Source organism: Scrofimicrobium canadense, from assembly GCF_009696615.1.
Lineage (GTDB): Bacteria > Actinomycetota > Actinomycetes > Actinomycetales > Actinomycetaceae > Scrofimicrobium > Scrofimicrobium canadense.
The window spans coordinates 79,736-106,652 of record NZ_VULO01000010.1; the positions used below are offsets into that span (position 1 = coordinate 79,736).

General features: G+C 52.6%; 20 protein-coding genes and 2 tRNA genes. 7 read left to right on the forward strand and 15 right to left on the reverse strand.

From position 1 onward, the window contains the following. Positions 1 to 23: 23 nt before the first annotated feature. The 7 genes from FYJ24_RS08995 to FYJ24_RS09025 form a co-directional block, all read right to left on the reverse strand. Positions 24 to 1,016: a bifunctional riboflavin kinase/FAD synthetase gene (locus FYJ24_RS08995; RefSeq protein WP_318656620.1), complete on the reverse strand. Its 993-nt coding sequence runs from the start codon at positions 1,014 to 1,016 to the stop codon at positions 24 to 26. Between the two features lie 176 nt (positions 1,017 to 1,192). Continuing rightward, positions 1,193 to 2,065: a tRNA pseudouridine(55) synthase TruB gene (gene truB / locus FYJ24_RS09000; protein WP_154545644.1), complete on the reverse strand. Its 873-nt coding sequence runs from the start codon at positions 2,063 to 2,065 to the stop codon at positions 1,193 to 1,195. Beyond that, positions 2,049 to 2,477: a 30S ribosome-binding factor RbfA gene (gene rbfA, locus FYJ24_RS09005; RefSeq protein WP_154545646.1), complete on the reverse strand. Its 429-nt coding sequence runs from the start codon at positions 2,475 to 2,477 to the stop codon at positions 2,049 to 2,051. The genes truB and rbfA overlap by 17 nt, the downstream gene beginning before the upstream one ends. Before the next feature lie 4 nt (positions 2,478 to 2,481). Then, the gene (gene infB / locus FYJ24_RS09010; RefSeq protein WP_318656621.1) at positions 2,482 to 5,238 is read right to left on the reverse strand and encodes a translation initiation factor IF-2; all 2,757 of its coding nucleotides are present in this window, start codon (positions 5,236 to 5,238) and stop codon (positions 2,482 to 2,484) included. 55 nt (positions 5,239 to 5,293) lie between these two features. After that, positions 5,294 to 5,605, reverse strand: a complete 312-nt coding sequence (locus FYJ24_RS09015; protein ID WP_154545727.1) for a YlxR family protein — start codon at positions 5,603 to 5,605, stop codon at positions 5,294 to 5,296. 50 nt (positions 5,606 to 5,655) lie between these two features. Then, positions 5,656 to 6,714, reverse strand: a complete 1,059-nt coding sequence (nusA, locus tag FYJ24_RS09020) for a transcription termination factor NusA (protein WP_154545648.1) — start codon at positions 6,712 to 6,714, stop codon at positions 5,656 to 5,658. Between the two features lie 9 nt (positions 6,715 to 6,723). After that, entirely contained in the window at positions 6,724 to 7,185 is a 462-nt protein-coding gene (locus tag FYJ24_RS09025) for a ribosome maturation factor RimP (RefSeq protein ID WP_154545650.1), read from the reverse strand. Between the two features lie 78 nt (positions 7,186 to 7,263). On the opposite strand from FYJ24_RS09025, the gene FYJ24_RS09030 reads away from it, so the two are divergent. Both FYJ24_RS09030 and FYJ24_RS09035 read left to right on the forward strand, forming a co-directional pair. Further along, positions 7,264 to 8,259: a hypothetical protein gene (locus FYJ24_RS09030; protein WP_154545652.1), complete on the forward strand. Its 996-nt coding sequence runs from the start codon at positions 7,264 to 7,266 to the stop codon at positions 8,257 to 8,259. A gap of 6 nt (positions 8,260 to 8,265) precedes the next feature. Further along, entirely contained in the window at positions 8,266 to 8,511 is a 246-nt protein-coding gene (locus FYJ24_RS09035) for a hypothetical protein (RefSeq protein ID WP_154545654.1), read from the forward strand. A 14-nt stretch (positions 8,512 to 8,525) separates the two neighbouring features. Here FYJ24_RS09035 and FYJ24_RS09040 read toward each other — a convergent pair whose 3' ends face one another. Continuing rightward, a complete protein-coding gene (locus FYJ24_RS09040) occupies positions 8,526 to 9,233 on the reverse strand; it encodes an SGNH/GDSL hydrolase family protein (protein WP_318656622.1) in 708 nt (235 codons plus the stop codon). Positions 9,234 to 9,608: 375 nt separating this feature from the next. Between FYJ24_RS09040 and FYJ24_RS09045 the strand changes: the two genes are divergently transcribed. After that, positions 9,609 to 12,785 (forward strand): hypothetical protein, encoded by a 3,177-nt coding sequence (locus FYJ24_RS09045; RefSeq protein WP_154545656.1) that lies wholly within the window; start codon positions 9,609 to 9,611, stop codon positions 12,783 to 12,785. A gap of 126 nt (positions 12,786 to 12,911) precedes the next feature. Further along, on the forward strand, positions 12,912 to 13,046 hold the full coding sequence (locus tag FYJ24_RS13185) for a hypothetical protein (protein ID WP_263970227.1): 135 nt from the start codon (positions 12,912 to 12,914) through the stop codon (positions 13,044 to 13,046). 188 nt (positions 13,047 to 13,234) lie between these two features. Here FYJ24_RS13185 and FYJ24_RS12650 read toward each other — a convergent pair whose 3' ends face one another. From FYJ24_RS12650 to FYJ24_RS09060, 3 genes are all read right to left on the reverse strand, one after another. Next, positions 13,235 to 13,435: a hypothetical protein gene (locus FYJ24_RS12650; RefSeq protein WP_206192615.1), complete on the reverse strand. Its 201-nt coding sequence runs from the start codon at positions 13,433 to 13,435 to the stop codon at positions 13,235 to 13,237. Positions 13,436 to 14,252: 817 nt separating this feature from the next. Then, positions 14,253 to 14,324, reverse strand: a tRNA-Asn gene (locus FYJ24_RS09055). A 56-nt stretch (positions 14,325 to 14,380) separates the two neighbouring features. Then, positions 14,381 to 14,836, reverse strand: a complete 456-nt coding sequence (locus FYJ24_RS09060; protein ID WP_154545660.1) for a hypothetical protein — start codon at positions 14,834 to 14,836, stop codon at positions 14,381 to 14,383. Between the two features lie 62 nt (positions 14,837 to 14,898). Between FYJ24_RS09060 and FYJ24_RS09065 the strand changes: the two genes are divergently transcribed. Next, positions 14,899 to 14,975, forward strand: a tRNA-Ile gene (locus tag FYJ24_RS09065). A gap of 301 nt (positions 14,976 to 15,276) precedes the next feature. Here the strand turns inward: FYJ24_RS09065 and FYJ24_RS09070 are convergent. Next, on the reverse strand, positions 15,277 to 17,931 hold the full coding sequence (locus FYJ24_RS09070) for a DEAD/DEAH box helicase (protein ID WP_154545662.1): 2,655 nt from the start codon (positions 17,929 to 17,931) through the stop codon (positions 15,277 to 15,279). Between the two features lie 14 nt (positions 17,932 to 17,945). Further along, on the reverse strand, positions 17,946 to 19,907 hold the full coding sequence (locus FYJ24_RS09075; RefSeq protein WP_154545664.1) for a site-specific DNA-methyltransferase: 1,962 nt from the start codon (positions 19,905 to 19,907) through the stop codon (positions 17,946 to 17,948). A gap of 695 nt (positions 19,908 to 20,602) precedes the next feature. Here FYJ24_RS09075 and FYJ24_RS09080 point away from each other — a divergent pair. Next, positions 20,603 to 21,934 carry a DUF2130 domain-containing protein gene (locus FYJ24_RS09080; RefSeq protein ID WP_318656623.1) on the forward strand — a complete coding sequence of 444 codons (1,332 nt, stop codon included), beginning with the start codon at positions 20,603 to 20,605 and terminating at the stop codon, positions 21,932 to 21,934. A gap of 37 nt (positions 21,935 to 21,971) precedes the next feature. Here FYJ24_RS09080 and malQ read toward each other — a convergent pair whose 3' ends face one another. Beyond that, the gene (gene malQ / locus FYJ24_RS09085; RefSeq protein ID WP_154545666.1) at positions 21,972 to 24,080 is read right to left on the reverse strand and encodes a 4-alpha-glucanotransferase; all 2,109 of its coding nucleotides are present in this window, start codon (positions 24,078 to 24,080) and stop codon (positions 21,972 to 21,974) included. Between the two features lie 90 nt (positions 24,081 to 24,170). Between malQ and FYJ24_RS09090 the strand changes: the two genes are divergently transcribed. Next, positions 24,171 to 25,097 (forward strand): acyl-CoA thioesterase, encoded by a 927-nt coding sequence (locus tag FYJ24_RS09090; protein ID WP_154545668.1) that lies wholly within the window; start codon positions 24,171 to 24,173, stop codon positions 25,095 to 25,097. A gap of 95 nt (positions 25,098 to 25,192) precedes the next feature. On the opposite strand, the gene ettA is transcribed toward FYJ24_RS09090, so the two are convergent. Then, entirely contained in the window at positions 25,193 to 26,875 is a 1,683-nt protein-coding gene (ettA, locus tag FYJ24_RS09095; protein ID WP_318656624.1) for an energy-dependent translational throttle protein EttA, read from the reverse strand. Positions 26,876 to 26,917: the final 42 nt, after the last annotated feature.

A 26,917-nucleotide genomic window follows, 5' to 3' on the forward strand; every position in this document is an offset into this window, starting at 1 on the left:
TCACCAGCACATATGTGTCACAATTACTGTTCTTCACCCGCAGTGACGGCTCCGATAGGAGCACGTCCAGCCTTTTTCACTCCAAGTGCGAGAGCTGTCGCTAAAAGATCTGCATCCATTTGCTCTAGAAGCTCTTCTACCGAACTAAACTTGAGCATCCCGCGCAATCGCTTCACCAAAGCCAAAGTTACGGTCTCTCCGTACAAATCCAAGTCGGTTCGACCGAGAACATGTGCCTCGACTGTACGGGTATCGCCAGAAAACTGTGGATTCATACCTATTGAAATCGCTGCTGGCAAGAACGCCTGTCCGCCAGCAAAGTCTCTGATAAGCCAGCCTGCATACACGCCGTCTGCAGGGATCATTACCCCCTCAGAAACTGCCACATTAGCAGTAGGAAATCCCAATAGACGACCTCGTTTGTGCCCGTGTTCAACTATTCCTGTCAGACGCGGATCACGACCCAAAATGTAGGCAGCTTCTTCAACGTCACCTGCAGCTAAACACTGGCGAACCCACGAAGAAGACCATCTCTTTCCGTCAGGACCTTGAATATCTGAAACCATGACCACATCGAAGTCATAGCGTTTGCCCAACATCCGCAATGTCTCGATATCGCCTTCATTTCCCCTACCGAAGCGAAAATCCTCTCCGACAACGACCTCGCGAGCCCCCAACGCATCAACGAGGTATTTTACTGCGAACTCTTCAGCGCTCAGTGAATAGAGGGACCGGTCATACCGGGCAACAAGAACTGCATCAACCCCAGTAACAGCAATCGCATCAAGGCGATCGGCCAACGGCATTATCAGCGCGAGTTCGCTCTCTGGATGGTGTACTACCCGCGGATGGGGATCAAAAGTAACTGCGACACTTGAGACGTCCCTGCGATGAGCTCTATCAACGCAGGCTGCCAACACTCTAGTGTGCCCTCGGTGCATCCCATCAAAGTTTCCAATCGTCACTACTGATTGCAGCGACGAAGGAATCTGCTGGACGGCGGTCCAGATCTCCACGCGAACCGCTCCTCTTGAAAACTGGTAATACCTAAGGTCTCGATATCTGACTACTCAGCGCGTAGTCCAAGATTTGTCCGGCCCTCATCGTCCACAGGCTGACCTTCACGACCCTTTTTCTTTCCTTCTCCACCGCAACCACAGTTGCCGCATCCGCACCCACTCATTTTTCCTCCTCAAGCTGGGTCTATTATAAATAACGCCTTTATCTTACCGTGTAAGGCACCGACGATTCCTAAAACCTTCGTTTCCAACTTTACGCTGGCCATACTATTTCCGTCGGATACTAAGCCATGAGAGAACTGGACACCCCCATGACGAAATTGCAGTGCTTCTTTACCATCAACACTGCATGCCTGGGGAACCAAATCTACGCATGCTTGCTCCAGACTACGTAGTTCTTCACTGGCTTGTTCAATTCTCCACGGTCCCACCGCAGTACGTCGTAGAGCCGTGAGGTGTCCCCCGACGCCTAGGTCATTACCAATATCCCGAGCCAAAGCGCGAATATAGGTTCCTGAAGAACACCGAACTCTCACATCAAGATCGAGGTATCCCTCAACAAGGCGAGGTTCTCCGACTATGTCAAGAGCGCTCACAGTCACGGGCCTGGCTTTAAGCTGAACGACCTCGCCAGCTCGTACCCGAGCATAAGCACGTTTTCCGTCGACTTTTATCGCCGAGACTGAGGAAGGTATTTGCTCGATGTCACCACGGTACCTAGCTAGCACCGCTTCCAGATCTGGTATTGAATTACAGCCTGGTGAATCTAAGATCTCGCCCTCTGCGTCATCAGTTGTGGTTGATGCCCCTAACCGAATCGTTGCCTTGTACTCTTTGTCCAAGCCAACTGCCAAACTCAAGAGTTTAGTTCCCCGCCCTATGCCTAAAACCAATAAACCCGTTGCCATTGGGTCAAGCGTTCCGGCATGCCCAACCTTGCGCGTTGCTAGACGACACCGCGTCCGAGCTACCACATCATGACTGGTCAGGCCTTTTGGCTTGTCAACAAGAAGTAAGCCTCTGGGTTCGCTATTCGTCTTCATCATCCTTGCGGTAGGGGTCAGCACCGCCAGCAAACTTCTTGCCTTCACGTTCTCGAGCGATCTCAGCGTCACGCTCTCGAGCTTCCCGAAGTTTGTCTTCAATCGATGCGGCAGCTTCAGGAATTGCGTCAGCTTCAAAAGTGAGCGTCGGCGTCAGCCTGGTTCCGAGTGAACGACCCACCTCTGAGCGAATCAAACCCGTAGCTGAGCGCAGGGCCTTTGCCGTGTCCCTAGCAGAGTTTTCATCGCCGAGAACCGTGTAAAACACCGTCGCATGTTGCAGGTCGCGGGTGACCCGCACCTCGGTAATTGTCACAAAACCGAGGCGCGGATCCTTTACGCTACGTTCAAGAGCACGAGTCACTGTGCCGCGGATATTCTCTGCGACACGGCGAACGCGAGCATCGTCGGCCATGAATCTAGTCCCTTGCCTTTTCTACAATTTCCCAAGTCTCGATAACGTCGCCCTCACGAATATCTTTGAATCCTAGAGTAATACCGCATTCAAAGCCTTCACGGACCTCAGTCACGTCGTCCTTCTCACGTCGCAACGACTCGATGGTGAGGTTATCGGCCAACACCACTCCATCACGAACCAGACGGGCTTTCGCTCCCCGCTTAATGGTGCCCTTGCGAACGATTGAACCCGCAATGTTTCCGAACTTGCCGGAACGGAAGACCTGACGGATCTCCGCGGAGCCCTGGTCAATGTCTTCATAGATGGGCTTGAGCATACCCTTCATCGCTTGTTCAATGTCTTCAAGTGCTCGGTAGATTACCGTGTAGTACTTGATTTCTACGCCTTCAGAGTTAGCAAGTTCTTGCACTCTCTCTGCAGGACGGACATTGAATGCGATGATAACTGCGTTATCAACTGTTGCCAGATTGACATCGTTTTGAGTAACTGCCCCAACTCCTCGGTGAATAACACGCAATTGCACGTCTTCTCCGACATCAATTTTGAGTAGTGAATCCTCCAGTGCTTCGACAGCACCCGAAACGTCACCTTTAATGATGAGGTTGAGAGTATCGACTTTGCCCTCTTCCAGCATCCTGTTGAAGTCCTCAAGAGTCGTCCCGCGTCTAGCTGCAAGTTGTGCTTGACGCTCAGCTGCTGCACGCTTATCGGCGATTTGCCGAGCCGTGCGATCATCGCTAGCAACGAGGAAAGAGTCGCCAGCACGAGGAACCGAAGTCAAGCCCAAAACCTGCACGGGACGTGAAGGAGTTGCTTCCTCAACATTGCGGCCATTTTCATCGAACATAGCACGCACACGACCGTGAGCTGATCCGACCACTACCGCATCTCCAACGTGAAGGGTGCCGCGCTCAACCAACATAGTTGCAACAGCGCCACGTCCTCTGTCGAGATTTGCTTCAATAGCGACCCCGCGTGCCTCGGTATTGGGATTCGCACTCAAATCGAGAGCTGCATCAGCGGTAAGTAGAACAGCTTCCAGTAGTTCAGGCATACCCTGACGGTTCTTTGCAGACACGTCAACAAACATCACGTCTCCGCCGTATTCTTCAGGAACCAAACCGTATTCGGTGAGTTGTCCGCGAATCTTGTCTGGATTGGCTTCTTCTTTATCGACCTTGTTGACAGCTACCACGATAGGAACGTCAGCTGCCTGAGCATGGTTGATTGCCTCAACTGTCTGTGGCATCACTCCGTCATCTGCTGCAACAACCAATATCGCGATATCGGTAACCTTAGTTCCGCGAGCACGCATCGCTGTAAAAGCTTCGTGACCAGGTGTATCAATGAAGGTCACTGCACGTGGCGTGCCATCATGGTCCACCTTCACCTGGTATGCACCAATGTGCTGCGTAATACCACCATGTTCAGACTCGACAACGTCGGTGCTGCGAATGGCATCGAGTAGCTTCGTCTTACCGTGGTCGACGTGTCCCATCACAGTGACAACAGGAGGACGTGGCATCAACGAATCCGCATCGGAGCGCTCTTCAGCATCTAAGTCAATGTCGAACGATTCCAGAAGCTCGCGGTCTTCATCTTCTGGTGACACGACAGAAATCTGGTAGCCGAGCTCGGCGCCTAGAGCTTCGAAGGTCCCCTGATCGAGAGACTGCGTAGCAGTAGCCATTTCACCAAGGTGGAAAAGAACGGTCACCAGAGCGGCGGGATTGACATTGATTTTGTCAGCAAAATCGGCCAGCGACGCACCCTGTCGAATACGCACTTCTTGTCCGTTACCGCGAGGAATTGACACGCCGCCAATAGCTGGCGCTGACTGCTCTTCAAATTCTTGGCGTTTGGCGCGCTTTGATTTACGCCCCTTACCGCCTCTTGGTCCGCCTCCACGGCCAAATGCCCCTGGAGCAGAGCCACGAGTGCCACCACGGCCACCACGGGGTGGCCCAGCAAAAGCGCCAGGCATTTGCTGGACACCGGGTGCGCCTCCTGAGCGATTTCCACCGCCGCGACCACGGCCACCGCCGTTACCGCCACGCTGGCCTTGCCCACCACCGCGCGCTGGAGCTGAATCACGCGTGAAACTTGCCGATCCAGGCATCATTCCTGGATTAGGACGAGAACCCCTTCCGCCTGACGATCCTTGCCCTTGACCTTGTCCACCGCGACCCCTTGGAGGTCTAGGACCTGCACCGCCACCGGGGCGAGGCATACCTTGCGTTGACGCATAGGGGTTGTTACCAGGACGCGGACCACCGGGGCGCGGTCCCGGCCTTGGCGCAGAGGGTCGAGGAGCAGGGCTAGCTGGCTTTGGTGCGGTAGCTTTTGGTGGCTCTGGAGACCCTGGTTTAGGTGGTTTGGGAGCAGGACGACGCGGACCAGGCATTCCTGGTTTCGGAGCTGGTCGTGCTGGAGTTGGTCCAGGTGTCGGTATACCAGGTTTAGTCTCTGCAGGTTTGCTCTTTGCCTCTGTCACAGTCGAAGCCGGAGTCGGTTTCGGAGAAGGTACAGATGTCTTTGGTGACGAAGCCGGTTTGGGCGTTGAAGTCTTTTCTTTATCTTTTGCCGGATTTGCCTCAGCCTTATTGCCAAGATCTTCGCGAACCTGTCGCACAATAGGTGCCTCAATCGTCGAGGACGCTGCCTTGACGAACTCACCTTTTTCTTTCAAATAAGCAAGTAAATCCTTGCTTGTAATCCCGAGCTCTTTCGCAAGCTCATGGACCCGTAGTTTAGCCACAATTCTCCTGTTCGGTTCGCCTCACAGGAGACGAACGCCTAATACTGCTGGCAGCTCATCGCTGGGTACTCATCGGGTGCCCATCAGCTTCCAACCCGCTCTTTCTTGGTCTCGGTCCAGTTTCGACTTCTTCCAGTTGCAGAGTCCCCGTATCAATGGGGCCATCCGCGCGTAGCGTCCTGTTGAGACGGCCTGGCGATTTCACCATGCCGCGCAGACAGGAAGGATCGGGATGTAACCACGCCCCTCTACCGTGTAGAGAAGTCTGATAGTCAACTACCAATCTTCCTGTTTCTGCCAGAACCAACCGAAAAAGCTGCTCTCGTGAAGCACGTTGCCCACAACCCACACATGTGCGGATGGACATATGACTCACATCTGCCGCCAATCAGTCGAGAAGACGAATACCCCTCTATCCTAGTCCAGGTCCAAGGTGTCCCAAGACTCAGAATCTGAGCTAATGGTCACGTCCGCCATGGACGAGCGAGAAGTCTCTGCCTCTCCCCCCTCGGCCGTATCAGAATGAATGTCAATATGGAAACCGGTGAGCCGCGCAGCTAGCCGTGCGTTTTGTCCCTCTTTCCCGATTGCTAAAGAAAGCTGAAAGTCCGGTACGACCGCGGTTGCTGTCTTGTTGTCTTCAGAATGCACTACTACCCGCGAGACTCTCGCCGGAGAAAGAGCATTGGCAACAAATTTGCTTGAATCAGCGGACCAGTCGACTATGTCGATCTTCTCTCCGCCCAGTTCAGCCATCACGTTTCGCACCCGTCCCCCCATGGGACCGATGCACGCACCTTTCGCCTTCACTCCATCACGTTTGGCTGCAACAGCGATTTTTGTTCGATGTCCAGCTTCTCTGGCCACCGCCTTAATCTCTACCAGGCCCTCCTGAATCTCAGGGACTTCCTTTTCGAAAAGGCCTTGCACTAGGCCCGGGTGGGTGCGTGAAAGAATAATGCGAGGTCCTTTTTCTCCACGCTCCACACTGACAACATACGCACGGATACGGTCGCCATGTTCGTATCGTTCGCCAGGAACCTTTTCGCCCTCAGGTATGACAGCTTCAAAATCGTCGCCTAGCTTGACAACTGTTGTCACCCCATCGCGACTCTGTTGAACAACACCAGTGACGACGGTCCCTTCTTTGTCTGAATAGGTGCCGAGAACGCGATTATCCTCTGCATCACGCAGGCGCTGGGCAATAATCGACCGAGCCGTTGCAGTAGCGATACGACCAAAATTCGACGGCGTGTCATCGAACTCACCGATCGGGTTGCCTTCGTCGTCCTCATCAACAGCCCAAACAGTCGCTTTACCCGTTTTGCGATCAATTTCGATGCGAGCCTGGTCAATTGCCCCAGGTAGATTATGGTACGCCCGCAAGAGGGCCTCTTCGATGGCATCGACCAGGGTATTGAGGCTTACGCCTTTTTCCTGCTCGACCATCCGCAATACGGCCATATCAATTTCCATTGAAGTCTCCTAGCGGAACTGTACGCGGGGTTTTGCACGTTTGACATCAGAATAGTCAAAATAGCGTAAACCCTTGTCCGTCGCCAAAGTGAAAGACGTTGCGGAAGCCGACTCAAGAGTCCCTTCCAGTGTCTCACCGGAAACCAGTTTCACCTTGAGCTTCCTACCGATATTGCGCTCATAGTGGCGCCTCTGCGTCAAGGGAGATTCGGCCCCCGGAGTTGATACTTCTAACACATATTCTTGCTCAATGAGATCATCCTCATTATCGAGAAGCTCACCAATAAGCCTAGAAATCTCCCCAATCTCATCCAAATTGAGAGATTCTGTTCCTTCTGTTCTGTCAACAGTTACCTGCAATGTGGGTGGTTGAGTCCGAATGTCGTATTTCACTAGTTCAACTACAGCCCCTATAGCGCCAACCGGTGCAAGGACGTCCGTCACGCGTTGCGGGATCTTTTCTAATTCCATCGCCCCTCCTTAACTCATTCCATGGTAGCCGTCTGGCTAGCGGTAATCACTATCTACACAACGTGCGATGATTTGACTATGGAAAAACAACGTCTGCTGAGATTGTTGGTGCTTGGAAGTCTGTTGCTCGGTGGCTGCGCTACTTTCATGCACGCAGAAAGTATGCCCGGGGCCACCCCCAATCTTCCTGAGCTCCCAAAACTCAACCAGGAGCAGTCAATCCGCGACGACATTGCTCGCTCAGAAGAAGCTATTGCACTCTCCGCACGCGACATGGCTGAAATAGCGACGCAATGCGCTGACTGCGCAACGATGCTTTCCGAAGTCGCTGACGATGCGCAAACACGACTAACCGTCTCAGGAGGGATGTGGGAGCCGTGGGAAGGGCAGCAAAGTGGTCAGTTTCTTCCGCATCCTGCAGACGTTGGAGAAGCTCCTACCACTCCCAAAGGCCTTGTGGGATACATGATGGGCAGCGCGGTTGCGCAGCTCAATGACATTGTTACTTATGGCTCACCAGATGCATCCACTCTCTCGTCACTATTGGCAGGACGCATTGCATCGGCACTGACGCTAGCAAAACTCTATGATGTTGATGTAAACGAGGCTGTTGAAAACCTCCCCAAGGAGGCGTTGGCAACCTCTGTCAGCCCCACTGAAATCAGTCAGTCTGGTGTCGAGGCGAATGAAATGCATAGGGCTCAGTCCGATGTAGAGGACTCTATAGGAGAAAAGGCCCTATTCGAATATGACTGCTTGACCACAGCGTTGGGCCGTTCATCCCTGGTTCGGCAGCATTCTGATATCGAAACCACGCTGCGCATGAGTCTCATTGAACGCAGCCAAAAGCTTGTTGAGGCAGTTCAGAGCGATTCTCGCAGTATTCGTTGTATGCCTTCAACATCCGATTCGGGCGAGTTTATGACCCAATTGGTAGGGACCGATCTCACTCTTATTGAGTCTCCCGACTCGAGACTTCGATCGTTGGCGCGTGAATTTCTCATCGACGATGTGAGAACATGGAATCGCGTAGGAGAGGTACCTAAGGTAACTCCCGGCATGACCGAAGGATGAGAATTCATGGCAGAAGTTAGAACTCGTCTCCAACGAGCACAGCGAAATCATCGTATCTCTATTGCTGTCCTTGTTCTGTTACTAATCGCATTCCTTGCGACATCGTTATTATTTGGATCAGCAGGAGCCGCGCAAAGCACACTACTAGTCCTCATTGGCATTGCCGGATTAGCTTTGGCGATGACCACAATGGTGGTAATGATCAACAAGTGCCCCGATGCAGAACCTGATGGGGCACCAGTAAAGCAGTAGCCTTCTCAACTAGACTATTGATTCTTCTGTGGGAAGAGCGAGTCGACGAGCATCTTGGCAGCGAATTCATATCCTATGCGACTGGGATGGAACCCGTCAGTAGCCCAGAAACCTTCTGGCAGGGGTGCCCGTGAAACATTGGTAAAAGGCACTCCTCTTTCTCTACATATTTCTATGCTCGCTTCAGTTTGTGCATCAATCTGCCGCCCCAATGCTTCACGGAGCGCCTTGGGTAATGCTGGAGAATTGTGCGGCTGTCCTGAGCTGCACACAAACACTTTCTGTCCTCTGGTGAGCGCCTCATCAAGTGTCGCAGAAAGGTCGTCGCACCACTCCTGTATCGAACGCCGAGCCATAATATCGTTCGTTCCCGCACATATGAAAAGGTAATCGGGCTTCCCGGTCACCTCGGGCAAATATCTGTACCGTACCCGCCTTATTGTTGCTCCCAATTGTGCTCGAGTTTCCCATTTCACTGGCGCGCCGACGGTCTGCGCGATTAGACCGGCGAGTAGTGGCGTCAGTGCTTCAGATTGATGATCAACGCCGCTGCCTGCAACTAAAGAATCACCGACAGCAACCAGATGGAGGGGCCTCCCGGGCTGGGATAATCCAGAAACTCCACATCGCTCTCCCGGCGGTTCAGGAGCGAGTTTAACTGAGCGTTGCGCCCATAATGCTTCTGCTGAGATCAGTAATCTCTCAAACGGATTCACCAACACATCACCGCTTCTGTCACTTTTGCCAACAAAAATCACCGAGAAGTTATCGTGTTTTAGGTTAGATGATTTTCCTCTTTACGGAGTCGCCGACCACCGTGAGGATAACAAAGTGATCCTCGCCATAGCACCTTCTTCTTCATCGTAACTTTGTTTGACACACACCTCTTATTTACGCATTGTCTACCAACTAGAACCAATGTGTCTACCATCACATAGCCCTCGTGATCTGCAAGTATCTTTACAACTTGATACATAACAATGTTGCGTAAAGCGAAAGTTGTATGCACTCCTAGTTTTCCAGTTGAAGGAACTTCTGTGTTCCTTTAATCCAGCATGCAGGCACGTACCCCGTGCCACTGATTGAGGTGACGATAGGTGACATATAGCAAAACATATCCACGGCAAAAGAGGGGTTCTTTACTACTCATCTCTCTATTGCTGGCGCTACTTGGATTACCCGCGATAACAAACGCTGAAGCCATTAGTGCCGAGATCTCGGAATCTCCTCCTTCCACCACTTCTGCATCTAACCACCAACAATCTGGTGGCCATCACCTGCCATCCAGCCAGCACTCGAGTTTAGAAACGTCTGGCTCTGACATGGTCGATGAGGTTGATGAGAGCTTGCCTCTGTTTTCTCCAGATGGGCCGTTGACTAGGGCTTTGTCGCCGATTGTAGGGCCAATCCAGGCTGATGGTGCGCCTCGCACTGGTGTGGGCTATGAGTGGAATCGGCAGATTGGGAACGCAACCTGGCACTGGCTTGGCGCCCAGACAACGGGGAATGGGTTGGAGTGGTGCACTAACTTAGATTCACTTTCCCCTACCGGGCCTGGGGATATTCTTCTGAACCCCACGCCGAACCCAGTACAGGGTTTTCAAAACGATTACTGGACGATTACCCCTGCGCAGATGGGGTACATTTTCAAGAATCATCAGGAAAACAATGCGGAAACACGCGCCGCTATCTCGTGGCTGGTTCACGGCCTCTATGAAACAGGGGCAGGCCGGGCGCACGCTGGCGCGCTGGTGGGAGATGTTCTCAACCATGCACCTGCTATCAGTAATCGAGCTAAAGAACTCATCAACGAAGCACGCACATCAGCTGTGGTGGCAGTTAAAGTCGATGATGTCACCGTTACCCCGTCAAAAATGGGTTTCACACTATCAAGTTTTGGCGTGAAATCTGAAAGCGGAGCCTGGGTTGATGGCATTCCTTTCAAGGTGACACTCACCGGCCCCGCGGTCTTTGACAACGGTTCGCAGACTTACAGTGGAACGACGTCTTCTGGCCTCACCCTTTCAGGGCATTCAACCGGCAACGGAACGGCACATGCTAAGTATGAATTCTTCCCCAACTGGGTTGGTATCATGCTTCGTGAACGCCTAGGCACACAAACAACCCTCACCATGCAACCAGGCAATCCTGCATGGTTGCCGGGTGAAGGGCGTCCGTTTGATTTGGTTTTTGATTTTCAGCCGGTGGTGTCGTCTGTGGTGACATCAAAGTTTGTTGCTGCTGGGTCGGATTTTGTGGATACGATTTCTATGAAGGCTGACTCCTCGTATGGGGACGGCACCTGGACACAGGTTGATGGTAAACCCGTTCCCGCAACTGTAACGACGGATGTGTACTACGCGGGTTCTGTAGCCCCCACAGTTAGTGATGAGGTTCCGGCCGATGCGGTCAAAGTCGGCTCAGTGTCGTCAACGTTTAATGGTGCTGGCGATCAGAAAATCACAGTACCCACGGATGGTCGTGGCGGCTATTTTGTTGCGAAAACACGGTTTGAGAAGAACGCCCAACCAGAGAAATGGCGGCAGTATTTCCACGGGGACGCTACGTATCAGTGGGGACTGGCCAGTGAAACCACGGTCATGCAGGTGACCCCAACTATCACAACCAAAGCATCAGATAAGCGCGTAGAAGCGGGGGTGGAAACCTCAGACATGGTGACCATTCACCTGAAAGAGGGCGAGAAATGGCCTACGGGTGCCACGTTGAAAGCGAAAGGCACCAGGTATGGGCCGTTCAGCACGCCGCTTCCTCAATCCTCTACTGTGCCTGCGAGTGCGCCGGTAGCTGGCACGGCCGACCTTGAGTTCACCGCCAACGGGCAAACCAAGTCCGTCCCATGGAGTGCAGACACAAGCGGCGTATACACGTGGGTGTGGCAGATCGATAAGGACACGCAGACAAACCCTGACCTATGGGCCACGTCTTTCCGTGATGATTTCATGATCCATGCCGAAACCACAGTTGTTCCGTGGAATATTGAGCATTCTTCCATGGCCCGTGAGTACAACGTACACGTGGACGGGCGAGCATTCGACACGGTGAACATTTCTAATTTGCCTGGTGATCATGGTACCTATGAGGGCGACGACTATTGGATGGCCGACGTCAAAGAAGCACGCGTTGTTGTCTACGACGCTGGCCCCGACACAGACTGGGCAAACCAGGACGAGGAGATTCCTCCACACGCTCAGATTCACTGGGAAACCACCGTCGAAGCAGTCAACGGTGTGTTCAATATTGGCTACGACGACAACAATCCGATCACCAGCTTCAATCCAGGACACGACTACGTGTTCGTCTACCATTTCGAGGGCGACGACCGCGTCAACAGTTTCCACAGTCCTTTCAATGACATTCTTGAACGCTTCCACGTACCAGGCCAAACGCCAGTGCCTCCTACGGTTGCTACCCAGGCACAAAAGGATGTCATGGTTGGTGAACCCTTTGGTGACACTGCTTTAGTGATGGGAGACGTTGAAGAAGGATCAACTCTTGTGTTTGAGGCTTTTGGGCCACAACCCGAAGATGAAACACCCTCGTGTGAAGCACCGTTCTTCACCTCTGACCCCATCGCTGTCAGTGGTGCTGGCTACTACGACTCGCCAACAACCACCGTGGACAAGCCTGGCGTGGTGTATTGGATGGAAACCCTCTACGGGCCAGACGGCAGCATAATCCACACAGGCACGTGCGGTGTCCCCTCAGAAACCACCACAGTGATCCCGTATGAGCCACACATCAGCACAACAGCTGTTGCTGGCGCAGACAACCCCATGGTCGGAGATGAAATCTGGGACACCCTCAACGCCGGCTGGAAGAGTCCTGACGGCCATGATGTCACTGACCCTGCCGTGACACCCTGGCCCTACCCAGTAGGTAGCACCACCACTGTGGATTTGTACTGGGCCGACCACCAAGACAACCTCACCTGCCAGGGTGACCCACTCTGGAGTGCAGACCCAGTCAACCTCGTTGAAGGCACCACCAAGTACACCACCAACAAATACACCACTGATAAGGCTGGTGTTTACACATTCGTAGAAACCACACGCAACCCCGAAGGCGTCATAGTCTCTCAAGGAACCTGTGGTGACCCAGACGAGACACTCACCATCGGCACACCACCCCCACCACCGGCCCTCGCAAAAACCGGGAGTTCCGGAACCTGGCTTCTCGGAGGGTTCTCGGTCTCTTTATTCGTATTGGGCGCAGGTTTAAGGGCTTTTCATAAGTATCAGTCGAAAGCCAAGTAAAATCCCGCGCTATTTCGACATGCCACTCGCAACTCCCCCTACATGACTCCACCAGGTGGGGGGAGCATTACAACTTCAACTACTTTCGAAGCCCTCCATACCTTTCGAATACGCACTAGGAACAACATGAAATCATCAACTAATCCCGCCCCTCAATCTGCTATGAAACATGGTTTCCAGCTATTTGGTCTTCTTTTCGCATCCGTTGTTGGGATGGCATCCCTTTCAGTCCTGTCGCTCTTTGCTGATGACATATCCTGACCCGCCATCAGGACAGAGACTATTGGCGAGCCGTCTAGTCCTCGCCAATGGTGGCCATCAAGAATGATCGACTTAGCATGGGCAAACCAATTCGTGCAAACACTGCAACGGTGAGGACCAATATTCCAAGCTTCCCTAGCCCACATTCGTTTCGTAATAGTCCTACGGATAGCCAGCAGAACCATAACCTAATGCTCGTTGTTCTCAGAAATCTGTTGCAAAGTAGCAGGCAATATCACCTCCCCCAGTTTACGAGTTGCGGCGAGCGTTGCAGGAAATTGCGGCATTGGTTGTTCGAATGGACTGGCACCAGCCAAGGCGCGGGCTGCTATGCTCTTGGCAATAGTAAGAATCTCATTCGCTTGCTCTTCTTCCCAGTATCCAGGCACACCGATTTTTTCCTCGAAAGACTCTTTGTCTTTAACAATAACGCGGTGATTTTGATCAACGATGACATCAGGCTCATGGTCTATGACTATGACTGCACCGTCACAAAAATGAGTGCATTTCTAGATTCACATACCAACCCAAGAAGTTGGCGTCACAATCGTATGTCGACCACACAGAATATGATTCATTAAAAGGGAAGAACACGAAAGCATTCCCCATCTTCCATTGTGATGGAATCATCCTATATCCGCCTCCAGGCCTGTCTTGCGGGAGAACATCTCTGAGATGGTGATTATGCGGAACATCTGCACGAAGAACCTCACTACCGGTACTAACGGCTGCAAGCACGCCTATAGAGTCACCTTGCACAGCTTCCATCGGCTCCACTTGGCTAAGGTGTCCTCCTATGTACAAGTGCCAGTTGAGAATTGAGCACTCCACAACCATCCGCAGCCTTTGCTCGACCAATGAATCCGGTTCTATTTCCACGTCGCTGGCTCACCACTATTCTTTCTGGCTCTTTGAGGAACCTGCCGGACCGATCACGTCCCGACTCTTGGGATCCTAGCGACGTATCGGATCCCCTCGCTGTATTTCCATGTGCGGGAGGTGATGAGGCTCCGCACGTAGTGGTGTGCGGCACCGGCACATGCCAAATCGTTAGGATGGGGGAAAAAGGGTATCGGGTTCACTCCCGCTAGGATTCTTAGACAATTCAAAGCGCAGAAAGAACCGCAATCGCCATGCTTCGTGCCAGCACGCCTCGATAAAATCAAAATGGACCGGAACCCTGAGGATTCCGGTCCATCTTCGTCGCTCCCGCGGTTGGACTCGAACCAACAACCGTTCGATTAACAGTCGAATGCTCTGCCATTGAGCTACGCGGGATCGCACAAACGATAGTAGCGGGGAACCGCAGGCGACGGCAAGTTTAGAAGCGTCGCCTATCTCACGTTCAGCTCTTTTAGGAGCTGCTTCTCTAATGCATCCGCAACATTCTCATCGGACTGTAATACCTCTCCACGTGCAAGAACGGTCGTAAAGATCTCTCCATCTGCACGGCGTCTGGCCGTTGCAGTGAGCGTGGTTCCTGATGGAAGTGTGACCGACCTTGACCCGATAATCGTTCGGTCAACGCTGTATGTCATGCGCTTGAGGAAATTTTTCGGTTCTTTATCGGCTGTGATTCTTGTAATACCTGGACGATCCGGCTCGACCCACACAACAACAAGTTTGCGAGTCTCGTGGTTCCAATGAGCATATTGCACCTCATACCACATCCCTGCATCCACGATTTTGCCGTCACGTTCAACAAAAATTGCGTGCCGTCCTGCAATAAGACGATCACCTTCTTCCGTGTCGGCAAACGGAGCGCGGAGATCATGTGAAGGAAGTTCCATAACCAAAGTCTATCTGGATTGGTTTTGGTGTGAAGAAGAAGGACCGGTAAAGTAGTGGCGTTGCCCCTGTAGCTCAGTCGGTTAGAGCAGCGGACTCATAATCCGTTTGTCCTGGGTTCGAGCCCCAGCGGGGGCACCAGGACTCTCCATTGAAAAGCCAATGGAAGGTCCTTTTCTCTTTCCCATCGTGAACACAATAGAACACCAGATTCTCGAGCCCTGTGGCCAGAATGCATGCTTTTACTCTGGTGTGACTTAACGACTGTATTCGGCCCTCCTATTTCTATTTCTGGTCCCAAGTACTCTTTCGGTCTTGAGTCCAGTGTCGTTTTGTTTGGGACCCAGTCGCTGTGATTGACGTCATCTTTTGAGAATCACTCTGAAAGGGGACCAAATATTCACAATTGCTTAGTAAGCCATACTGATTCTGCGATCTCTGGCTAGAGGTTTTCAAGGCGTCCCAGGAAGTCTGAGGTGGTAAATGCGCCGGGCAGTGGGTCTACCCCATCTTTGAATACCATGTAGTAGCGGTATGTCGGCCCCGCCGCGTTGGCCCATTTTTCGCCGAGCTTGATCTTCGCGCGTGAGTCATCGTTTTTTAGGTGCTCACCTTTGGACTCAACCATGATGATCTTGCCTTTGGTGGTGCAGACAATGAAGTCTGGGTAGTGATTAATCGGACCGTTGATGTAGAACTCGCCTGGGGCTTTTTCGTTCACCCGGTGCCACCATGCCACGTTGTCTAGTGCGGCGACGCTCATAATCAGGTCACGTTCCGGAGTGTTCATGCTGCCCTCAGCCTCATACAGGGAACCACCAACAGAAGTCGTGGGGGCACTGAGCGTAATTGAAGCAGGCAATTGGTACGTAGATCGCACTTGAATGGACTCGTCGTCCAACCGTTTCTCGAACTGCTCCAGACGGTATTCAGTTAGGAAAGAGTCGATACGTTCGCGAACCTTGTTTGCCACTGCTAGCGGAGAGGTCTCTAAGGTCTTGAGTTGGGCTCCGTCCAGATTCTCCACCACCCTCGTCACATAGTCTTTGAGGTCGGACGTGGAAATACAGTCGTAGCGAGGTTTGTCGAGTCTTGCTATCACTAGTTCACAAGCCTGACGGACCCGCCCTTCTTCAGGCAGGGAATCGAAATATGAACGTATTTCTTGCTGTTGGCGTGCATTGGTTTTGTATGCTTTTGGCGTGTCAGCATTGTCTTCACGTACGTCAACTAGTTCTATTTGGTCGGTAGCGTGACTGATGTCGAGGTTGGAGTCGCGCCCTTTCAGGCTGAATCCGCTGGTGAGTCCAGGTGGGGAGAGCAGTGAACCGGCGTCGTATTCAATGGATGCGAGCAGATCAGAGACCGGGACGTAGAACTGAGGGATCCGTATTTTGCGTGCCTCTTCTTCAAATGAGGGCAGCATTCCGTAGTGTGGCACCTTATCCTCCAGATCGATTGGTAGATCGTTGTGACTTGCCGCAGCCAGTGATGCTCGGGCTGTGTTCTCATAGTCGTCGTTCAGCTCTTCGGCCGCCCGAACCATGACCTCCACAGTCTCAGGAATATCACTCATCTCATTTGACCCAATCCGGCGTGCAACGACATTCACATCGAAATTCGCAAGCTCTTCCTCGCTCTGTCCAGTTTCGATTTCCTGTTCTTGGATTGCGATGTCGGCAGGCGTCAGAAGCGGTTCTTGCACTTGTGATACATCAGGGATCGGCAATTCATCTGCCAAGCGGTAGTCCCGGGACGTGAATCCTGCTGCGTTCAACCCGGAGACTACATTGTCGACAGTTGCCTGGAAGTCATTGGAAGAGGTTAACACGTAGGACATGTTCAATAGGCCACTGGCATGGCGTCTGGTGTGAGGTTGGCGCAGTATGCGGCCCAGAATCTGCTCAACATCAACTGCGCTGGTTTTGTTTGCAAGAGAGGCCAGGACATACGCGAAAGGACAGTCCCACCCCTCCTTCAAAGCATTCACGGTAATGATGAATCGGATTGGGCACTCAGAGCTAAGGAGATCAATATTTTTCAGTTCGTTGACGTCGGCAGTCTTTATCGCAATCTGGTCCTCAGGTACCCCCGCCTCCACCAGTTTCGTGCGCACCTTTTCAAACGAGGTGGCATCGGCCGCTGCGCGTGGTTGGGCTTGGAACAAGACAATCGGACGAATATAGTCTCCGCCTGCGGCTTGCTGCGCGTCGGCTTCACGTTCCAAGACACGACGAATATCTATCGCGTCCATGATCACGTCGGTCTGGGTGGCCTTGTTGTACACCACCACCGGCAGTTTCACCATGTTCTCAGCCTTCAAAGCCAAAGCGTCAACGTAAGAAATGATGTTCGACTCTGCTTTTGGAGTGGCTGTCAGATCAAGAACGAAAGACGGGTTGAAGTTGCGCAACATCTCCTTGGACAGGTCACTGCGTGCATGGTGAGACTCATCAACGATTACCACCGGTTCAAGCTGGTTGAGCACCTGAAACAGTGCAGCCTCATCGGCACCTTCAATCGGTAGGTCAGGCATGCCAAAGAATCTACGAAATGCCTCTAAGGCACCATTGGCCTGAAAGGCTCTTCGACCGTCTTTCGTTTTGGACCGGAACGAGTCATACGACAAGACCATCACCGAAAGCTGCTCAGTCACAGTCGTTGGGCTAAAGTTCTGTCCGGCCAACAACTCTTCCTTGGAGTAGACCTCAACTCGGGATCCGAAGTCTAAGTTCAACTGTTGCCGATACAAGTGATGAGGGTCTTTCAGAGCGGCAAGCGTCTGAGTGAGGATCGCATCTGAGGGCACCAGCCATACAACTGCTTTGGGTTTTCCCGTGGGCAGCGAGTCGATAATCGGCTTGATAGATGCGCAAGCCAACAGAGTCTTACCTCCTCCCGTCGGAACCTTGTAACAAACGTGGGGAACTTGGTCGATTATGTTCTGATACGCAGGTATCCCGTCAAACCCGACAGGGACTTGCTTGGACGCCCAGAACTCTCGGTATGCCTCAGACAAAGAATCTGTCTCAGTGAGAAATGAAAGATAAGACGAAAGATCACTGATCACACGCTTTTGATACTTTTTCAGTTCCATGAAAGTTCCTCACCTTAAAGTCTTGTAATATCGCGCGGAATCTTCTTGAACGTGACATTCAACGCCGAAAGCTCAGCAGTACTCAACGTGCAGGTGTCCGCATAGATTACCTGAGCATCCGCCAGAACCTTTGGCGTCAGAGAAGCCAAATATGACCGGTCCAGGTTTGTCGCTGCCTCAACGTCATAAATGAAGTGATAAGCAGTATCCCTGTAGATGCCAAGGAAGAACGGACACTCAGGTACCTTTGAAGGTCTCAACGGGGTCTGCGTCTCAGTGAACCACACATACTCCCGCACTTGCTCCACCGGCACCGCAGGGTTCAAATCTCCATCTAACAGCAATGGCGAACCTAGCTCATAGAAGGAGAAAGAGCCACCCGTCCCCGACACGTCGTGGTCGTGGACCTGTGTGGCAACCACCTGAACGGAGGACGAACCAGTCTTTCCCTTGACCGTTGTCACCACCTTGGGGCGTGATACCTTCGCGTACTGGCCCGCGGCATCATCAGCAATCTTTGAGGCCTCATTCAGAATCTCTGGCGCCTTCTTCAAAGCAGCAACCGTTAGTTTTTGATCGAATAGGACAACCTCTTCTTCTGTTTGCCGTTTGAATCCCTGAATTGTGCGACGTATTCGCTCGGCCGTCACCGTGTCGGCGTAATCGCCCAGCTCGATGAGAATGAATCGGCGATTTCCACCATCTTTCTTGTTTAGATTCAAGACAGCGTGAGCAGTAGTTCCAGACCCAGCGAATGAATCAAGGACGAGGCCGTCAGGACTTGTCGCGATTTGCAGTACTCTCTCGACCAGGCGCGATGGCTTAGGAGTATCAAACGCGACGCGCCCATCGAATATTGCGCGAATCTCTTTCTTTGCCTCATCGGTGTGGCCTGCAACTTCATATGACCAAAAGTTTGTCGGCAATGCCCCGCCAACGCTATCCAGATAGGTCTTGCGACGAACCCCGCCAAGACCGCCTTTGGTGAAATAGAACCGAGGCCACTGACCGCGTTCATACACCGCTTCAGCGTCCGCTCGCGCCTCATCCAGAGATTTGGAAAGGACGATCCCTTGGACGCCAGTTTTCACGTCTTCGACTGGAACCCCGCAGACTCGGGCGCGCTCGTCGGCATCGTCTAGGTCACGCAGCTCATAGTCAGTCCACCCCGAGAAAATACGCAGCATTTCTTCTTGCTGATATCTCCAACAATTACCAGTTCCTGGGTAGATCATCTTGCCAGTGAATGGGTGCTGAATGGCATAAACCATGCCCTGGTGTGTCGCAGCGCCAGGAGCGAACGGGTTATCACTGGTCCACGTTCCACGATCGTTGTCAGGGTTCTTGTATATGGAGTTCATCTCTTCACTCCGCTCGAGCTTCCGGGGATTCCAACCTGGCTGTTTAGAGAATGCCAATATATGCTCAACCTCGGCGGGGATGCCCTTTGAGTCGTTTCGGGTGGAGTAGTTACGTTGCCACGAAATATCGGCAACGAAACAGTGAGCACCGAAGATCTCGTTGCAAACCAAGCGCAGATTGGCGGCTTCGTTGTCGTCGATGGAAATGAAGATAGCGCCAGTAGGTGCCAACAGACGGTGCAGCAAGCGCAGTCTGGGGTACATCATGCAGAGCCATTTGTCGTGGCGCGAGAGGTCCTCTCCCTCTTTACCGACAACGTCTCCAAGCCATCTCTTGATCCGCGGATCATTGACGTTGTCGTTATAGACCCATCCCTCATTGCCAGTGTTGTAGGGAGGATCAATGTAAATACAGTCAACTTTCCCCTCGTACTGAGGAAGAAGAGCTTTTAGGGCCTCCAGATTGTCACCATGGATGATCATGTTTGGTGAGCCGTTATCATCCTCATGTTGGCCCTCTTCATCAAAAGAGTATTGCCGATCCAAAACCCGGTAGGGCACGTCCATGTGATGAGTGACGACCTTGTCTTTACCGACCCAGTTCAGCTCGGGCATTTGGCTCCTAACGCGCTACGTGGAAGGGCACGGGCAATACCATGTCCCTGATTTGCCATTTTACTATCTGTTTAGAGAAAGAGTCTGACGCGCGATCCGGTAAGGCGCAGGTTTCAAGCGGCTTCGCTGATCGAACAAAAGACGCCTAATCGTGGCCGCTTTCACCAACGGATATTTTTCAGCCCCGCGGACGCGGGTCTCAGAAGTCTGTTCTAGGACAGTACTTGCGGTGTAAATACGACGCATTCATGCGAGCAGGGCTGCCAGTGCCGTCTGCGCTGTCCCCTTTTCTTGACCCTATGCCACTCACAACACGAGTCATGAACATGACTTCACGAGTTCGCACCAGCTCATTTGGTATCTGAGCGTCGTCCGGTAACTATATCGCAGAAGGTGATACTGATCTGCCGAGCGCTTCCGATTTTGAGGATTGGTATTTCGGTCAATGGGAATTACTCTACTAACTACGCCGATAGCGGCTCTCCATGATCGAGCGGCAAGCTGACATGGCATGGACGATGCCGCACCGATACCCTGGGGATAGCTAGAAGAACTAGACCGAAGCTGCTTCACTCGAAGATAATGGGCATGCCAAGCCGCAAGAAAGAAGTGATATCGTGCATCACATCAAATGCCCGCACTGTGGAACAACCTTCACGATAGACAAGGCTGGATATGCCGATATCGTCAGGCAAGTGCGGGACAAGGAGTTTGAAAAGCAGATTCATGAGCGCCTTCAACTTGCCGAACAAGACAAAGAACGAGCCCTCGACCTAGCAGCAGCCAAAGCTGAAGCGCAACTCAAGGAAGAAGCCGCGGCAAAGAGCGCTCAAATACAAGAGCTACAGGCACAGTTAGAGGCCCGTGAAACGCAGGAAAAACTTGCTATCGCAGAAGCTCTGAGTGCGATTGAAAAAGATCGCGATGCGATGAAAATCCGCGTGGAACAGCTCGAAGAAGAAAAGAATACTGCTATTGAACTGACTCGGGCGCATATGAAGAGCGAAATGCAGCAAGTCGCGATCGAAAAAGATCAGCAAATCCAGCAACTCACAGCCAAGCTGGAAGCAATCGAAGTATCCAAAGAGCTCGAACTCACACAGGCATTGTCAACACTTGAAAAAGAACGCGATCAGCTGAAAAACTCTCTCAGCAGCACTGAGCTGGAACGCCAGTTAGCCGAGAAAGCTCTCAAGGACAAATACGAAACGCAGATCAAAGACCGCGATGACGCGATCGAGCGTCTGCGTGACCTCAAGGCCAAGCTCTCAACGAAGATGGTGGGAGAGACTTTAGAGCAACATTGTGAAATCGAGTTCAACCGCATTCGGGCAACAGCATTCCCCCATGCCTACTTCGAAAAAGACAATGACGCTAGGACTGGAAGCAAAGGCGACTTTATTTTTCGTGACTACAACGAAGCTGGCCTAGAGGTCGTGTCCATCATGTTCGAGATGAAAAACGAGGCTGACACCACAGCGACAAAAAGAAAGAACGAAGACTTTTTCAAAGAACTCGATAAGGATCGGACGGAAAAAGGCTGCGAGTACGCGATTCTTGTCTCGTTACTTGAGCCTGACAATGACTTTTACAACACGGGAATAGTTGACGTCTCATATCGATACCCCAAAATGTATGTGATTCGCCCACAGTTCTTCATTCAGATGATCACCCTGCTACGTGATGCCGCATTGAATTCTTTGCAGTACAAGACAGAACTGGAACAGGTTCGCGCACAAAACATTGACATCACCAATTTTGAGAGTCAACTTGAAGCATTCAAGAATGCTTTCGGCCGTAACTGGCGTCTGGCATCAGATGGCTTCGAAGAAGCAATCAAGCGTATTGACGAGGCGATAAAAGACTTAGAGAAGGTCAAGCAGGCACTGCATAAGTCAGCGAATAACCTTAGGCTAGCCAACGATAAGGCAGACGATCTGACGATCAAGAAGCTAACGCGAGGTAACCCGACAATGGCCGCGAAATTTGCGCAACTGGAGGCACCTCAAAATATTGACGAGGCGTAGTCCATTTCATTGCCGTTGCCTCGCATGCCCCTCGAGGTTAGCGCCCTCTCTCCTGCCTCATAACCGCAAATAGGCGCTGGAGGTCGGTGCGCTCGGCAAGATTCTCCAGCAGGACCTCATTACCTTGGCTATCGCTAAGGGGAATCCTCCAATTGGGATACTCGTGGTTGGTTCCCGGCAAGTTTTGAGGTTGCTTCTCCCCCACTGCGTCCACCAATGCTGCAGCTACCAAACGCGATGGCGTGCGGCAAATATATCGATGAAGTGCTTCTATTTCTTCACTTCGGGGGACACTCACATGAGGATCCTCTGGAAGCAATCCCACTTCGCGCAGGCGCGCTCGCATAGCAGTTTGTTCTGCCTCATCAGAGTCGCGAACGTGTTCGACCGGATCGGTCAGTAGCCCTAAGCTCTGTCTCAAGGTGGTTTGGATTCCACTCATGTACCCGGCAGTGGGCGGTAAATCGTGCGTATTAACAGTAGCTAATACATTCTCTCGGTATTGTTCTGGCAGCAAGGGCTTTCCTTGATTGTCTTTCTCAAACCAGAGGACAGAGGTTCCTAAGATGCCACGGTCGGCCAGATAGCTTCTCACCCAGGGTTCTACCGTCCCCAAGTCTTCGCCGATGACGATTGCACCGTGGCGTTGCGCTTCCAAAAGCAAAATACCGACCATCGCCTCATGGTCAAAACTCACATACGTGCCGTTGTCGGGTGTTTCGCCCCGCGGTATCCACCAAAGACGGAATAGTCCCAGAATGTGATCAATACGCAGAGCGGATGACAAATCTAAAGCAGCGCGTAGCACACCGATAAACGGCGCATAGCCGGACTGTTCCAACGCCCGTGGACTCCAAGGCGGTTGTGACCAGTCTTGCCCCTGCTGGGCATACATATCAGGAGGCGCACCAACCGACATCCCAGCTGCGAATTCCCCAGGTTCTGCCCAATACTCAGCCCCATGAGGGTGTACGCCAACAGCCAAGTCCGACATGATGCCAATCGGCATTCCCAGCCGTTTTGCTACCCTATTTGGCGTCTGCAACTGTTCACGGGCGATCCACTGCGCCCATTGGTAGAAATGAACGCGGCCTTCTACAGCATCGGCTGAGTCTAGGGCATCTGGTGGTAGCTGTACCGTTCCGAAGTGTTCGACGAGTGCACACCATAAGGCAAACCTTTGGAGTTCAGCACCCCCCTCGTCAATAAATGCTTTGAGCTCAGCTTCACGGTGGATCGGGCGTGGCAAAGGGTAGATGAGTTCCAATGCTCGCAAGCGCGCCTCCCAGGAGGCATCCCGGTTGATCCCTCCGCCTCTGTTGGGCTTTGCCTGCGCAGCGTCGCTTCGTAAGCGTTCGATAGTGGCTCGAGCGCGGGGTCCTAGCTGCGCATATTCGGGTATTGCTTCGGGTCGAATGTAGGTGAGGGCAAGCCAACGCCTCGATACAGGCAGGTAAGGTGAGTCTTCAATGGGGGCTATGGGCTGAGATGCGTGCAAGGGATTGATGAGGACGAAGTCTGATCCTTGCTGAGCGCATATTGCTGTCAGATCGGCGAGGTCGCTAGCGTCGCCTATCCCCCATGATGCCACCGAGCGGACTGAATATGCTTGGACATTGACTCCCCAATAGCGTTGGTTGCCTGCCAGCACGTCGGGGGTGAGTCGTTCGGGCACTACGTAGAGGAAGCCGTATTGGGGTTCCCCACCATCGATAGAGGCTCCGAGGCGATGGTATCCCAGGGGAAGGTCCTGAGGGATCGCGAATGTGGCCTCACCGGTGAGTACCTTATCGATGAGACGCGGTTCCACCCACTTGTCTACCTGCCAGCAGTCCACTCCTCGACCGTCTTCAAGCTCTACCCACACGTGGACCGGCAGTCCGTGGGGAAGGTGAATGGGAACGTGATATTCGCTATGTTCTCTCACGACGGAGCATGGCGGTACCACCGAGCGCCAAGTGCGGTCTTCACTCCATTGGATTGCTGATTCTATTGTGGGCAAATCGCTTAGCAGGTCAACTGGTACTCCCAAAGCGTTGAGTACGGAGAGGAGAGTTTTTGGTGAGGTGAAACGTTGTTTACCGGACCAATCCCAAAATTCTGTAGCAACTCCATTGATGTGCGCCAACTGCTGCAACTGCTCCATGTGTCCCCTATCGGTGTGGTCACCTTAAGGATAGCGGGGAAGTGACGGACGAGTTTTGCTGGGTCCGCGCTTGGGCGCACAATAGTGGGTATGCCCGATGTATTGAGCGTCCCTGTCGTTGATGAAGAGCCTATTGCCTCCGTGTTGCGGTCATTGCAGTTAGAAATGCTGGAGCCTGGCCGTTTCCGCGCGTATTCTTTGCCGCAAGTGCGGCGTATTTATGGTGGTCAGGTTATTGGTCAGGCCCTCTTGGCGGCTTCTGCGACTGTGGAGGATGAGGCGCGTCTGCCACATTCGTTGCATGCGTATTTTTTACGAGGCGGTGATCCAGATGCTGCACTTGATTTGAGTGTTCGTCGCCTCCATGATGGGCGGTCTTTTTCCACTCGGCATGTGGCGTGCACTCAAGATGAACGTGAGATTCTCACTTTGGAGGCCTCTTTCCAGGGGGTAGAGGGTGGAGTGGAGTTTTCTCCATCCGCCCCCGATGTTCCAAGTCCGACAAATCTCACGTCGGCTTTGGAGATTTTTCGGACGATGGATCATCCGGTGGCTAAATTCTTAGGGAAGACCGCTGCTTTTGATGTGCGTCACGTGCAGAGAAATCTCTATACGGGATCGGATCCACAACAGCGTGCAACCCAAGAGTTGTGGATGCGTCCGCGCCATGCATTACCAGAAGATATGTCGCAGCGTTTGCACCGGGTTCTTCTGGCATATGTGGTGGATCAGGTAATGATGGAGCCTGCGCTGAGGGCTACCGGATTGTCGTGGATCACTCCGGGCATGTCGTTGGCGTCATTGGATCACGCCATGTGGTTTCATCGCAACGTGGATATCAACCAGTGGCTGCTTTTTTCTGGGCAGGCTTTGTCTGCTGGGGGTGGGCGGGCGACCTGCACAGTCAGTATCTATTCTCAAGATGGAGTGCGCGTTGCGTCCGCCAGCCAGGAGGGGATGGTTCGGGTACCTGATGGCGACGGTGCAGGCTCAGGTCGCTGGGGATTGGCTGGTTAAGACTGCTGCGCTTAAGTGATACTTGTAAAGAGCGCATACTGTGGCCCCCACAACCGAAGAAAAAGAAGTTGTGAGGGCCACCCGCAAGCTAGGGACTAGTCGCGTTTGAGTCTGCGGTGTGTCACACGTTTAGGGCGAGCCGCCTCGGCTCCAAGGCGTTCCACCTTGTTGTTCTCGTAGGCTTCAAAGTTTCCTTCGAACCAATACCATTGGTCGGGGTTTTCATCGGTGCCTTCCCACGCCAAGATGTGTGTGGCAACTCGGTCGAGGAACCAGCGGTCGTGAGTGACGACCACGGCGCATCCGGGGAACTGTTGTAGAGCATTTTCCAAAGAGGCCAGCGTTTCGACATCGAGGTCGTTTGTTGGCTCGTCAAGGAGCAGCAGGTTTCCGCCCTCTTTGAGAGTGAGAGCCAGATTCAGCCGGTTACGTTCACCGCCAGAGAGCACTCCTGCGGGTTTTTGTTGGTCGGCTCCTTTGAAACCGAATGCGGAGACGTAAGCGCGCGATGGCATCTCCACGTTTCCGACCTGAATATAGTCCAGGCCCTCAGATACCACTTCCCATAAGGGCTTTTCTGGGTCGATTCCGGCGCGATTCTGGTCAACATAGGAAATCTTCACTGTCTCACCAATGGTGAGGTCTCCCCCATCCAGGGGCTCTAAACCAACCATTGTTTTGAACAGCGTAGTCTTACCCACGCCATTGGGACCGATGACACCAACAATGCCATTTCTTGGAAGTGTGAAACTCAAGCCGGAAATAAGCGAGCGATCGCCGAACCCCTTCTCTAGATTCTTTGCTTCTAAGACGACAGAGCCTAGGCGTGGCCCTGGTGGAATCTGAATTTCTTCAAAGTCTAGCTTGCGGGTTTTTTCCGCTTCAACGGCCATTTCCTCATAACGATCTAGGCGGGCCTTCGATTTGGCTTGGCGTCCTTTAGGACTGGTACGCACCCAGTCAAGTTCTTCTTTCAAGCGCTTTGCCAGTTTGGCATCTTTCTTACCCTGAACTTCAAGACGTTTTTCTTTCGTCTCCAGATAGCTGGTGTAGTTTCCCTCGTAAGCGTAGAGGCGACCGCGGTCGACTTCGGCTATCCACTCGGCAACATGATCAAGGAAATACCTGTCGTGAGTAATCGCAATGACAGCGCCAGCATAGGTCTTGAGATGTTGCTCTAGCCACAAGACAGATTCTGCGTCCAAATGGTTTGTTGGTTCGTCAAGAAGCAACAGATCAGGTGCTTCGAGAAGTAGCCGACACAATGCAACACGTCGCCGCTCTCCACCTGAGAGAACATTCACCGGGGTGTCCGGCGGCGGGCAACGCAAAGCGTCCATTGCTTGATCCAACTGCGAATCCAGATCCCATGCGCCTGCGGCATCAATTTCGGTTTGCAGGACCCCCATTTCTTCCATGAGGGCATCGAAGTCTGCATCAGGATTTGCCATTTCCTCAGAGATCTCGTTGTAGCGGTGCAGCTTACGCATAATCTCACCGGCACCCAATTGGACATTCTCTAGGACGGTCTTGTCCTCATCCAGTTTAGGCTCCTGCTCTAAAATCCCCACACTATAGCCAGCCGAAAGCCGCGCCTCCCCATTGCTGGGTTCATCAAGGCCCGCCATGATCCGCAGAATAGACGACTTGCCAGCGCCGTTGGGGCCAACCATACCGATCTTGGCTCCTGGCAAAAATGCCATAGTTACGTCATCCAAGATCACCTTGTCTCCATGTGCTTTGCGCGCTTTCACCATGGAGTAGATGTATTCAGCCACTTTTCTCCGTTCACACGATAGTCGGTCCCTTGACATCTTACC

What these genes read in the sequence shown, in the direction of transcription:
- truB (WP_154545644.1), bottom strand. Translation starts at nt 2,065, where the DNA reads ATGATGAAGACGAATAGCGAACCCAGAGGCTTACTTCTTGTTGACAAG.
- rbfA (WP_154545646.1), bottom strand. Translation starts at nt 2,477, where the DNA reads ATGGCCGACGATGCTCGCGTTCGCCGTGTCGCAGAGAATATCCGCGGC.
- FYJ24_RS09015 (WP_154545727.1), bottom strand. Translation starts at nt 5,605, where the DNA reads ATGTCCATCCGCACATGTGTGGGTTGTGGGCAACGTGCTTCACGAGAG.
- nusA (WP_154545648.1), bottom strand. Translation starts at nt 6,714, where the DNA reads ATGGAAATTGATATGGCCGTATTGCGGATGGTCGAGCAGGAAAAAGGC.
- FYJ24_RS09025 (WP_154545650.1), bottom strand. Translation starts at nt 7,185, where the DNA reads ATGGAATTAGAAAAGATCCCGCAACGCGTGACGGACGTCCTTGCACCG.
- FYJ24_RS09030 (WP_154545652.1), top strand. Translation starts at nt 7,264, where the DNA reads ATGGAAAAACAACGTCTGCTGAGATTGTTGGTGCTTGGAAGTCTGTTG.
- FYJ24_RS09035 (WP_154545654.1), top strand. Translation starts at nt 8,266, where the DNA reads ATGGCAGAAGTTAGAACTCGTCTCCAACGAGCACAGCGAAATCATCGT.
- FYJ24_RS13185 (WP_263970227.1), top strand. Translation starts at nt 12,912, where the DNA reads ATGAAATCATCAACTAATCCCGCCCCTCAATCTGCTATGAAACATGGT.
- FYJ24_RS09060 (WP_154545660.1), bottom strand. Translation starts at nt 14,836, where the DNA reads ATGGAACTTCCTTCACATGATCTCCGCGCTCCGTTTGCCGACACGGAA.
- FYJ24_RS09070 (WP_154545662.1), bottom strand. Translation starts at nt 17,931, where the DNA reads ATGGAACTGAAAAAGTATCAAAAGCGTGTGATCAGTGATCTTTCGTCT.
- FYJ24_RS09075 (WP_154545664.1), bottom strand. Translation starts at nt 19,907, where the DNA reads ATGCCCGAGCTGAACTGGGTCGGTAAAGACAAGGTCGTCACTCATCAC.
- malQ (WP_154545666.1), bottom strand. Translation starts at nt 24,080, where the DNA reads ATGGAGCAGTTGCAGCAGTTGGCGCACATCAATGGAGTTGCTACAGAA.
- FYJ24_RS09090 (WP_154545668.1), top strand. Translation starts at nt 24,171, where the DNA reads ATGCCCGATGTATTGAGCGTCCCTGTCGTTGATGAAGAGCCTATTGCC.